The 11526-nt window shown below is 40.7% G+C and carries 13 protein-coding genes; 5 read left to right on the top strand and 8 right to left on the bottom strand.

What is annotated here, in order from left to right; genetic code table 11:
• Positions 1–91 precede the first annotated feature (91 nt).
• From gshA to ACRWQL_RS04940, 5 genes are all read left to right on the top strand, one after another.
• Positions 92–1717: a glutamate--cysteine ligase gene (gene gshA / locus ACRWQL_RS04960; protein WP_434952643.1), complete on the top strand. Its 1626-nt coding sequence runs from the start codon at positions 92–94 to the stop codon at positions 1715–1717.
• Between the two features lie 19 nt (positions 1718–1736).
• Complete coding sequence (locus ACRWQL_RS04955; protein WP_434928615.1) at positions 1737–2189, top strand: hypothetical protein; 453 nt, start codon at positions 1737–1739, stop codon at positions 2187–2189.
• A gap of 62 nt (positions 2190–2251) precedes the next feature.
• Complete coding sequence (locus ACRWQL_RS04950) at positions 2252–2869, top strand: hypothetical protein (RefSeq protein ID WP_434952642.1); 618 nt, start codon at positions 2252–2254, stop codon at positions 2867–2869.
• A 216-nt stretch (positions 2870–3085) separates the two neighbouring features.
• Positions 3086–4264 (top strand): methyl-accepting chemotaxis protein, encoded by a 1179-nt coding sequence (locus tag ACRWQL_RS04945; protein ID WP_434952641.1) that lies wholly within the window; start codon positions 3086–3088, stop codon positions 4262–4264.
• Between the two features lie 784 nt (positions 4265–5048).
• Positions 5049–5498 (top strand): hypothetical protein, encoded by a 450-nt coding sequence (locus ACRWQL_RS04940; RefSeq protein WP_226410632.1) that lies wholly within the window; start codon positions 5049–5051, stop codon positions 5496–5498.
• Positions 5499–5835: 337 nt separating this feature from the next.
• Here ACRWQL_RS04940 and ACRWQL_RS04935 read toward each other — a convergent pair whose 3' ends face one another.
• The 8 genes from ACRWQL_RS04935 to purE form a co-directional block, all read right to left on the bottom strand.
• The gene (locus tag ACRWQL_RS04935; protein ID WP_226410631.1) at positions 5836–6042 is read right to left on the bottom strand and encodes a hypothetical protein; all 207 of its coding nucleotides are present in this window, start codon (positions 6040–6042) and stop codon (positions 5836–5838) included.
• Positions 6042–6443 carry a MerC domain-containing protein gene (locus tag ACRWQL_RS04930; RefSeq protein ID WP_434952640.1) on the bottom strand — a complete coding sequence of 134 codons (402 nt, stop codon included), beginning with the start codon at positions 6441–6443 and terminating at the stop codon, positions 6042–6044. The genes ACRWQL_RS04935 and ACRWQL_RS04930 overlap by 1 nt, the downstream gene beginning before the upstream one ends.
• An 88-nt stretch (positions 6444–6531) precedes the next feature.
• Positions 6532–6996, bottom strand: a complete 465-nt coding sequence (locus tag ACRWQL_RS04925) for a Fur family transcriptional regulator (RefSeq protein WP_434952639.1) — start codon at positions 6994–6996, stop codon at positions 6532–6534.
• Positions 6997–6998: 2 nt separating this feature from the next.
• The gene (locus tag ACRWQL_RS04920) at positions 6999–7571 is read right to left on the bottom strand and encodes a DUF2796 domain-containing protein (protein WP_434952638.1); all 573 of its coding nucleotides are present in this window, start codon (positions 7569–7571) and stop codon (positions 6999–7001) included.
• Between the two features lie 105 nt (positions 7572–7676).
• Positions 7677–8354: a DUF1826 domain-containing protein gene (locus ACRWQL_RS04915; protein ID WP_434952637.1), complete on the bottom strand. Its 678-nt coding sequence runs from the start codon at positions 8352–8354 to the stop codon at positions 7677–7679.
• Entirely contained in the window at positions 8351–9559 is a 1209-nt protein-coding gene (gene zigA / locus ACRWQL_RS04910) for a zinc metallochaperone GTPase ZigA (protein ID WP_434952636.1), read from the bottom strand. Before zigA ends, ACRWQL_RS04915 begins: the two co-directional genes overlap by 4 nt.
• Before the next feature lie 206 nt (positions 9560–9765).
• The gene (gene purK / locus ACRWQL_RS04905; RefSeq protein ID WP_434952635.1) at positions 9766–10848 is read right to left on the bottom strand and encodes a 5-(carboxyamino)imidazole ribonucleotide synthase; all 1083 of its coding nucleotides are present in this window, start codon (positions 10846–10848) and stop codon (positions 9766–9768) included.
• On the bottom strand, positions 10848–11339 hold the full coding sequence (purE, locus tag ACRWQL_RS04900; RefSeq protein ID WP_226410624.1) for a 5-(carboxyamino)imidazole ribonucleotide mutase: 492 nt from the start codon (positions 11337–11339) through the stop codon (positions 10848–10850). The genes purK and purE overlap by 1 nt, the downstream gene beginning before the upstream one ends.
• Between the last annotated feature and the right edge of the window lie 187 nt (positions 11340–11526).

Here is an 11526-nt window from a genome sequence, read left to right as displayed (position 1 = left end):
TTTGCCAATTTGGTAATAATCTCGGGTATCATCGGGTCTACTGATACCAATCGTATTTAATCACGCGAATTAATCAATAGAGAATAGAATATTGAAATCTTTCAATGAAATTGTCGACCAGCTTGGCGACAGCGAAGGGCGCGAAGCCTTACTCGGTATGCTCCGTGGTATTGAGCGTGAAGCTTTACGTATCGAAGGTAACGGCCAGTTGGCACAAGATTTACATCCACAAGCTTTAGGCTCTGCATTAACACACTCAAGAATTACCACTGACTACAGTGAAGCTTTGCTTGAATTTATTACCCCTGTCCACAATGACATTGATGAATTACTTGAAGAGTTAACGCAAACCCATGCCTACACAGTACGGAACTTAAATGGCCAAAAATTATGGCCAGTGAGCATGCCTTGTTATATTGGCGATGTAAAAAATATTCCTGTGGCGCAATACGGTGTGTCAAATAACGGCCTGATGAAAACCCTCTACAGAAAAGGCTTAACTCATCGTTACGGTGCGTTGATGCAAATAATTTCTGGGGTGCATTTTAACTTTTCTGTCTCAGCAGAGCTATGGCAAACCTTATTTGATAATAAATTATCTAATAATCCGCAGATGCGTTCAGACTCATTAAGCCGTTGTGAGTTTATTTCTGAATCTTATTTTGGTTTGATCCGAAATTATCGCCGTTTGGTATGGGTGTTGCCATATTTATTTGGCTCTACTCCCGCATTATGTTCATCGTTTGTGAAAGATCAAACCGTTGATTTTGATTTTAAAAAAACCGGAAAAGGCACACTTTACTTACCTTATGCCACATCATTACGCATGAGTGATTTAGGCTATACCAATAAAGAACAAGATACGCTGAATATCAGCTATAACTCGCTGCCCGAGTATCTAGCGGGTGTGCAAGCTGCGATTAAAATGCCATCGAAAAAGTTTGAACAAATTGGCGTTAATGTGGACGGAGAATACCGTCAGCTAAACCATAATATTTTGCAAATTGAGAATGAATTTTACTCGCCTATTCGTGCTAAACGCGTGACAAAATCGGGCGAAAAACCTTCACAGGCTCTGATGCGTGCTGGGGTTGAATATATTGAAGTGCGAGCACTGGATGTTAATCCATTTAGCCCGGTTGGTATTGATGCCACTCAAGTACGCTTTTTAGATTTATTCTTACTGTATTGCTTATTGTCACCGTCAGCACTGACCGATGATCAAGGCGAGAAAGAAATTGCGGCAAACCTAAAAGCTGTAGTGTTAGAAGGACGTAAGCCTGGACTAATGCTTAAGCAAAATGGCCAGGATATTGATATTAAAGTGTGGCTAACCGATTTGTTTGCTGACTTGTCTCGACTCGCCACTTTATTAGACGGTGAGCATGGCTACAGTTATCAAAACGCATTAAGCCATTGGGCTGGGGCGATTGAAGATCCTAGCCAAACACTTTCTGGCCGTGTCCTTAATGAAATTATCACTAAAAATGTGGATCATGGCGACTGGGTTAAACAACTCGCTAATAATTACCATGATTTTTTATGCACTTATCCATTAAGTCATGAAATTGAGCAGCAATATAAGGATGAGGCAGAATCATCATTAGACAAACAGCAGCAGATTGAATCTGAATCTATGCCTAATTTTGATATTTTCCTGCAAGAATACTTTAAAGAAGTTGCTTCGCCAGAGTTGTATAGTGGTTGTAAAGCATAATGAAGGGCGATAAAGTCTGATGGGTGCAGTAAAACGATTGAACCCACAGTCAGGGGTGTTCCTCAGCCTAACAGCAACGATTATGTTGCTGTCTGGTTGTGCATCGTCTGACAATGGCCTTGAATGTGGCACTGTGTCTGCTTATATAAAACCTGATGCAACCCAGTACCTTTATCGCACTATTGTGACCCACTTAGATGGGGTGCCTGTTATTTCTCGCCCTAATTACTTGCTGCAAACTGGTGAGCATCAATTTACGGTAGTGGAATTAATTAACTCACCTGAGCTAAAAGTGTCACTGTCCGCGCGAGGTCCAAAAACTTTAACTGTGAATGTTGAAACGGATCAGCGTTACCATATAGCCGCTCAAATGAATACCGACAAAATTTACGTTGGTAGTAATAAAGATTTCTGGCAACCCGTGGTATTTAAGCAAGAATTCTTTGAGTGTGAGTTAAATCCCAAACCATAAATTGCATTAGTAGGCCATAAATGTGACACTTAATTTTTATTAAGTGAGCTAATTGAGGTGCTATGAAACCGTTTTTATACATGGTCAGTTTGTGTTGTGTAATTGTATTATCCGGTTGTGCGACCTCTCCTCCTGCTGAACCTGAAAACCTTTGCTCCATTTTTAAACAACATCGTTCATGGTATGAAGCTGCGGTAGATACCCGTGAAAAGTGGGGCGTGCCTGTGCATGTTCCTTTAGCCATGATGTACCAAGAAAGTTCATTCAAGCATAACGCCGCTCCACCCATGGAGTACTTTTTGGGCTTTATTCCTACCGGGCGTGCCAGCGATGCCTACGGTTATGCGCAGGCTAAAACCATGACCTGGGATGATTATGTGCGAGAAACTGGGAATTCCTGGTCTAGTCGCAGCGACTTTGATGATGCGATGGATTTCATGGGCTGGTTTATTTATAAAACCAATAAGATTAATGGCGTGTCTAAATGGGATGCGAAAAATCAGTATCTCAATTATCACGAAGGCTGGGGCGGTTATAAACGTGGCTCATATAAAGCCAAAAAATGGTTAACACCCGTTGCTCAAAAAGTTGATGATCGCGCCAGGCGCTATGCTCAGCAATATCAAACATGTAAGGATGATCTTGATTCATCATGGTTATGGCGAGTTTTCTTTGGCTAGAATAAGCCTATTTGTTGCTAAAACAACCAAAAAAATTCCCCTCTTTTGAGTGGTATTTTTTTATGAAACTTTATTAGTTTAACTTCGCCCTTGTTTGCCGATACAATGTAACTAGCTTGTTAACAATGCATTTACCTTATGATGAATAATACCAATATTGTTGATAACACAGCCCCTCCAGATTGAAGAATAATAACAAGATAATCGGAAAATAATATGAATACGACATTCCAAAAATCGATACACCGTAAGTTATTAGCGCCTATTTTATTAACAATAGTGCCTTTTTTAATCATTATTAGCTTTTTGGACGCTGAAATAACTAAGACTACGATATTAAGCTTACTGATTGGATTGCTGGTGTGTCAGCTGGCTATCGGATTATGGTCAATGGAGTATTACTTACAAGCACGTTTGGCTAAATTACATCAATATTTACAGCTGGTGGTTAATACAGAAAAAGCGCCAGCAGGGCCGCTTAAAGATAATGAAGCTGACGAGCTTGCGTTAATCACCAATGACTTAAGCCAGTTTGTTGAAGGCCTTAAAGTCATATTAGATGTTATTCGAGTTGATGCCAAAGCGTTCAAACAAGGTGCTAAAGTATTAACTGAACAAATGCACCATGCAGAAGGTTCGGTTGATAAAAGCGTGTATGAAAACCAACAAATAACCTTATCACTGCAAGAAATTACCCATACCGCTTCTGAATTATCCTCTAATGCAAACGAGTTAAAGTCAACGTCAGCAGAAGTACACCAATTACTGCAAATCGGTAATAAAGATGCCATTGAAAATCAAACGGCAATGACCGCTTTAGCTAGCGGAATTGAGAGTATGGTCAATGATGTCAGTTTATTGAATCAAGACAGTTTAAAGATTGGTAATGTACTTGAGGTGATCAAAAGTATTGCCGAGCAAACTAACTTACTGGCATTAAATGCTGCCATTGAAGCTGCACGAGCTGGTGAGCAAGGGCGAGGATTTGCGGTAGTTGCCGATGAAGTAAGAGCACTTGCACACCGTACTCAAGAGTCAACAGTAGAAATACAAATCATTGTTGAGCAGTTACAAACCAAAGCTAAAAATGCCGTGAATGGCATCAGTGAAAGTCAGCGTATTAGCCATGGAAGTGTCGAACAGTGTCAACGTGTTACACGCGCATTTAAAGATATCGAACAGGCTTATGGCTTGCTAGATAATGTAGCCAGTAATATGACTTACAGTATTCAGGGCCAGCAGTCCTCTACTGAAAGTATTAATCAGCGCGCCAATGAAATATCGCGCCTTAGCCAAGAAGTGTCCCAAGGGTTAAAAGTAGTTGTCGAAAGTGCGCAAATTCAAAGTAAAACCTCAGATAAACTAGAACAAGTACTTGGGCGAGTATGCGTGTAATCTATTGATAATTTGATGGCCTATCTTTTTTATTGATAGGCCATAAAGCGAATAGCGGATACTGAAGTACTGTGTTGATAAAAGTTCAATTTGTTTGCCATTTTGAAAAAAAGTCAACGTCGTGGCGCTTCGCCCACACCAGACCAAAGGGGCAAAACGCTTGCGCCCCTTTGGAAACCCTCAGCGCCCCAGACGAAAAATGCTGAAAAGCGCATAATTTTCGATGGGGATCGATCCAGCTTTAAACTTCATCTGTATCCAGCGTCGGCCATTGTCACCTAATATAAAAAATATCCTAACGCTTCCGATGAGCCGTCCCTGGCCCAACGAAAGCTAGCGTGGCATCCATGCCAAGCTCACGGCCTTGTCTCGATGACCTCAATTCAAATTGAGCCTTGTAGTTTTGCGTCTAGTTAGTTACGAACATAGTTAAATCGAAGAAGCGAAAATATCATCTGCATAAGAATCTGCGGCAGGCAATTGATTAGATTAAAGTCACGAACTGACTTAATCTACCTAATTTAACTTGTATTAAAACATTGAATTAAAGCTATAAAGTAGATTAAAGTATGAAAACTTAAGGACAAAATTGGGTAACCTCGAACATAATCATCGAGCGCGCCATTTAGGGAAGAAAAAGCCATTCAATAACATGCGTTTATTAACTCCCTTAAAATGTTTACCCTGACCCCACTAATTTTCACACTAATTTTCAAATTTACAAAAAAAGCAAACTAATGTTACTGGTATACGTTCAGGGTTAGAGTACATTCAAAATTATGGTATGAATGCCCTTCAAATAATTGGTGGTGTAGGACAAACTACATTTGGATTAGGGTTGATGAGTAATCCGGTCACTTTTGTTCCCGGCGCTATACTTTTTGCTCACGGTCTCGCTAACACAGTTCAAGGTACTGGGTTGAGTGGCAGCAATTATGCTCAGAAAGGATGGCGTGGGCTTTTAGGAAAACAATATGGTGATTATACGTATTATGGGGTTGATATAGCGAGTGCTGGTTGGTCTGCATTGGGGAGGAAATTAGGGCAATTTAGTGCAAAAGCTTCAAGAACGTCAACAATTCATCACTCAAGTAATATAAACAATGCATTGGGGCGAAGTAACGTTTATTTTAGGGGGGATTTCATAAGAAATTATCAGACAGTTACTGGGTCATCGTTAGCAATTAATGATGGGTTAGTTATTCAATATGGGATGAGGCACAATGCTGACTAACAATATGTTAATTTTGCTCGTTCCAGGCCTGTTTATACTGGATCTTATCCTTACAATAGGTGTCAGAATTAAGAGAGTTTCTGATGTTAATTTTATTGCTTTAATAAGGTTTATTACTTTGGTCTTAGGCAGCATATCGACATGGCTTTTATTTTTCGATGTACCGTCGCATGGTGTGTTATTAGACTACTTAATAGGCATCGTTCTGTTGTATTTTATACCGATTAGATTGATATTTGTTAGATAAGAAAAATTAACGAGATCCATAGTTAAAATATTTAGTCTGTCAGTTAAAGAGATAACAAAGCCCGTATTTTCGGGCTTTGTTATCTCTGGCTTAGGCTGCTAGCTCGTTATCGTTGGACCACTCGATCTGTTTCTCGGCTGCTTGTTCGACCTGTTGCTCGGCAAGATACTCACTGGCCATGGCCTTGTGTTTATTGACGTTCATGCTGCGGGCTAGGGTTTTCAGCCTTGCAGCCAAGGTTGGCGCTTCGCCCTTATCACTCTGACCGCTTTGTGCATCCAGCTCTTGTAGTGGCATTAGGCATTATTACACTGTGATTGATTACGTTTACAGCGGGTTAAATTGACAAAGTGCGCAATAGCTACAAGGCAGGAGCCAATTAATGTCAGTACTTTTTCGCCAGTATCTCCCACTAACTCATGTCCCCAAATCGCAGCAAATAAAAGTAACATAAGCCCTGTGCTGCCTAATATCAATAATCTGAAACTGTTATGTTTTTTACACCCTAAAGACAATGCAATTAGGCTAATGGGAATAACGGCGATGAGTATCCATAAATGAAAGGCTTCATTGTCGAGTTGCAGTGCCCCTAATCCTGGCAGTAGTACCAGTAATAATGGTAAGAATAAACAATGTACAGCGCATAATAGCGACAAACCAATTGAAAACTGGTCTGTTATTTTTTGAACGACTTTCATTGTTATATCCTGTGAACGGTTTGTAAATAAAGCAGATATGAGTCAAACACTTTGCTTTACTCGTTAAGAGGACTATCACACTATCGGGCTAAGCCGCTGTTGATAAACAGGTATGACATATACAGTTCATTTCTAATTGAGGGGTAACTAAGTGAAAACCGGCCTGCTCAACATTACTTTTAAGTTCAGCGATGGTTGATTTATTTATGGTGATTTCTTTTACCTGATTACATGAACTACAAATCAAAAACTGCGGTACACCATGATCATGGCTGCAGGTAATGTGCGAGCACGCGACATATTTATTGGCCAAATTGAGCTTATGTACTAGGTTCTCATTCTCTAAGAAATCAAGTATGCGATATACGGACATAGCGGGAATTTTTTCGCCAAAATTGGTGAGGTATAATTCGATTAAGTCATAAGCCGACAGCGCTTTTTCGGATTGAACTAATGAAGCCAATACTTGTTTTCTTTTGATAGTTAATCGCGCACCATGACTTTTACAGTTTTGTTCAGCATGTTTTATAATGACGTCTACGTTATATACCATTTTTATCTCAAACTAATAATGTTGTTTTTGATGTTGAGGGTGATAGCACCTTGTTGAGTGCTGGTAACCCACATAGCCTGTATTTTTTCAATACTAGGGAATTTTTCAAATACTGTAACAGTAATGGTAGATAAATTTTCTATTTTTTTACAGTGATAACGATAGTGAGCAACAACCTCACTATGGCCGTCATTATGTGATGGCTTATTTACCTTATCTGTCACGCCACTGTTCTGGTTTGTCATGCTTGAGGTATTGATAGTGCTATTTACAAGTTTACAATTTCCGGCTTTAAGCACAAATAAATCGGCATCTTTAGCCAGTTTTGTTGCTAAATCCGCAACGGACTTTATGTCACTCTCCGTTTTTGCCACATGTTCAAAACCAACTAAATCCGCCGCTGGAGCGCTTATTTCAATTTCAATCGTCTGGTCTTCTATCGCTATCGTGACTTGTGCTAATCCATTGACATGGGCATCAAGATGAGCGTAACTGGCGGGTGAGCAAGTCACTATTATCAGTATGATGGTGTTACGCCAATAACGCTTAATCATGCTAATACTACTGTGTTCCATTTGGCGATGATTCCCTTACTATGTTCTTGCAAACGATGGCGAGTCTTCTAAGCGAATGCCTTGCAGCAAATTGCTGTGAAGTTGGCTTTAAAAGACCCGCAGACCTTAATTAATGAAGTCGATAGTTAATAGTAAACGAGATTCACCAACCGTTAATGGTGGTGAGCGATGAACTAATCCAGCCCCTTGATGTTCATCCCAAAGCTCACCTTTTAGTAATGCCACATCACCGGTGTTTAAGTGTTGAATTTTGTTTTGATGATCAAATAGTCCTGAGTTTTCATCAGCGTGACCTTGATTACCCGCACCCAGTTTGCTTCTTACTACATCTTTATGCTCAAGCCACTGAGTCGCTATGCCTTGGTACGTGGTGACTAATCTGCAAGGGATACGATCGACATGAAATCGAGGGCACATGGCATGGTCTAAAATGGTTAGCCTTAATCCGACACGCTTTTGATCAAATAAACAACAAAACATATCAACTAGCTGAGAAATGTCATGACTGATCAAAGTAACCGCATCGGTTTGACCAAATATATCGTAGAGTTTTTGTTGGGTATCTTGAGGCGTTACGGCCAATATTGTTTGCTTTGTGGTACTGGTATTAACAAATGTTCTGACGGCTAAAGATAAGGCTTCAGACATGCTACGTTGCCAAATCACCATATTCGTTTCTGGTTGGTAAATATCTGTGAAAATGGCTAAGTCATCTCCTTTTACTGAGCGCCGAGAGAGAGTGCTATGAATTTTTTCTTGGTGTACGGCTTCTAACTGACTCATTGTTCATCTCCCCATTGTGGGAAGGGATCATTGAGTGTCACCCAATAATCTTGGCCTTTTAGTAATTCAACATCAGTTAACAGGCAGTCATTTAATGCTTGTATCATGGCGGTTTTATCTAGTTTTTGACCAATAAAGACTAGTTCCTGACGCATATCACCAAAAGGCTCAAGCCATTGTTTTTGTATTTCCATAAGAGACTCCTCATCAGTGGGCCAATCTTCTTTTGGTACTGCTTTCCAAAACATTCCTGAAATAGCATATCGTGCAATTCCTCCTGCTTGATTCCATTGACCGACAAATTCTGGTTGTGACGCTAACCAAAAGTAGCCTTTGGATCTGAGTAGTTTTCCAAACGGTTCAGTATTGTGTATAAACTGATGAAATCTGTCGGGATGAAATGGACGACGTGCCTGAAAGTTGCAACTACTTATGCCGTATTCTTCTGTTTCAGGAATGTGTTCACCACGCATCTCTTTAAGCCAGCCTGGCGCTAATTGGGCTTGTTCAAAGTTAAATAAGCCGGTGTTAAGCACCAAGCTAGTATCAATTTTCCCCTCTGACATGGGAATAATTTTAGCAGTGGTGTTTAAGGCTTTGAGAATCGCGGTAAGTTTTTCTAGCTCGGGTGATTCAACTAAATCTGTTTTACTGATCAAAATAACATTAGCAAATTCGACTTGATCGATAAGTAAATCTGCAACGCTTCTTTCATCTTCATCCCCAAGTGATTGCCCTGTTTCTTGTATATCTTGCGCTTCCTCATAGTCGCGTAAAAAATTCACCGCATCCACAACGGTCACCATAGTGTCTAACGTAGCAATATCTGACAGCGATACGCCATTTTCATCTGCGAAAGTAAAGGTCTCAGCAATAGGTAATGGCTCAGATATGCCGGTTGATTCAATGACTAGGTAATCAAATCGACCTTCTTTGGCTAATTGACTGACTTCGATAAGAAGATCTTCACGTAATGTACAACAGATACAGCCATTGCTCATTTCGATCAGCTTTTCATCGCTTCTATTAAGCGATATATCATTATTGACTGTGGCTGCATCAATATTAATTTCACTCATATCATTGACGATAACAGCGACTTTTTTACCGTCACGATTATTCAGAATATGGCTAAGCAGGGTGGTTTTACCTGCACCCAGAAAACCAGAAAGTACCGTCACAGGCAGTTTTTGTTGTTGAAGCACGGTTAATGATCTCGAAGTGATTTTTGGTTATGTTACAACGTATCATTCGCGTGATCCATATCTTTATCAGATTAAAAATAAAAAATAGACTGAAATATCACTTAGGCGCCGTGTGATTAAATTGCTGCGACGCCAGACCAAAAATAATCAAACATAAAAAAAGGAGCCTAGGCTCCTTGTTGTATTTCACTGATGTTTAATAAACCTTAAGCAAACTCAGCCAATATCCAATCAAGTGGTGCTTGATATTGCGTTGGCATCCATATTTTTAATTGGTTTATGGTTTCATTTAACGCTGCATTATTATGTATTGATAGATTCAAATGACCCACTTTGCGGCCTGGGCGAACTTCTTTGTTATACCAAAACAGTTCAGCGTTAGGCAGGCTTAACCAGCGGTCGTCTTTTTCAATGCCAATTAAGTTCACCATTACACACTGGAAGTTTACTTGTGGGGTATGAGTGGGCAAGTTACATAGAGCACGTAAATGCAATTCAAACTGATTGATATGACAACCCGTTTGAGTCCAATGCCCTGAATTATGCACCCGTGGAGCCAGTTCATTTACCAGTAAATGTTCGCCGATACGGAAACATTCCATGGCCATAACACCGACATACTCAAGGCCATTCATGATAGTTGAAAGCATGCTTTCAGCTTCATCTTGCAAATGGCTAAGACGAGCTAATGGCGCAATTGACGCCATTAAAATACCGTCTTGATGCAAGTTTAATGTCAAAGGGTAAAATAAACAGCGGCCATCTTGAGTTCGCACGCCGACTAAAGATACTTCTTCGTCAAAATTAATCGCTTGCTCGGCAATGGCTTCATTGCGCCAGTCATTCGGAATGCCGGTCGCTTCAGCTTGTTTTAACCAATGTTGACCTTTACCGTCATAACCGCCAGTGCGACGTTTCAATAACACACGATCGCCATAGGCTTGATGTAAGTCATCGGCTTGCACTTTATCGTCAACTAGCTGCCAAGGTGATGTGGCAACGTTGAGCTCATCTAACAGACTTTTTTGAGTGAAACGATCGGCTAGGCGCCCAAATACAGGGCCATTGATGAAGTGCGCATGAGTACTGAGTTGTAAGCTAGTGCTTGATTCTGGCCATTGTTCACGTTCAGCGGTAATGATGTGTGATGCATCAATGGGTAAGGTGTCGCCTGTTGGCGCCATTATGTCAACCGGGCGAACATCTATCGCTAAAGGTTGACCTGCATGGCTGAGCATTGCACCCAATTGACCATCACCTAACACCCAAACAGTATGTTGTTGGCTCATTACGCTTCTCTCGGATCAGGATTGTCTAAAATCATGCGAGTTTGTTCTTCACGAAACGCCTCCAGTCGAGCAGCAAGCTCACTGTCGGTTATTGCAAGAATTTGGCTGGCTAACAAGCCTGCATTAAATGCGCCTGCAGTACCAATTGCCAAAGTACCTACGGCAATACCTTTTGGCATTTGCACGATGGATAATAAACTGTCCATGCCTGATAACGCTTTACTTTGCACCGGGACACCCAGAACAGGTAAACGTGTTTTTGAAGCAATCATGCCAGGTAAATGCGCCGCGCCACCCGCGCCGCCAATAATGACTTTGTAACCTTTGTCGACAGCTGTACTGGCAAAGTCCATCAGCTTGTCTGGAGTACGGTGAGCTGAAACCACTTCAACATGATAAGGCACTTGGAGTTTATCCATAATTTCAGCCGCAGCTTCCATCGTTGGCCAATCACTTTTAGAACCCATAACTACAGCAACAAGGGCTTGCATGTTTACTCCTTAATGTACTATTTATTGGTATATTTAGCTCATCATTACCCAGTTAGTGGCGAAGTGATTACAGCATTAATATTAAGGCGATAAAAAAGGGGACAGATAATAGCATGATGACTTTTGTTTCGCTGCTGTTTAGTGTTTCGTGCGGCTAACACTTAGTTTGTAAAATAGAAAACTCTAC

Source organism: Shewanella sp. HL-SH4 (assembly GCF_051164845.1).
Taxonomy (GTDB): Bacteria; Pseudomonadota; Gammaproteobacteria; order Enterobacterales; family Shewanellaceae; genus Shewanella; species Shewanella glacialimarina.
The sequence above is the reverse complement of the archived record's forward strand: the minus strand, read 5'-3'. Positions and strand labels throughout refer to the sequence as shown.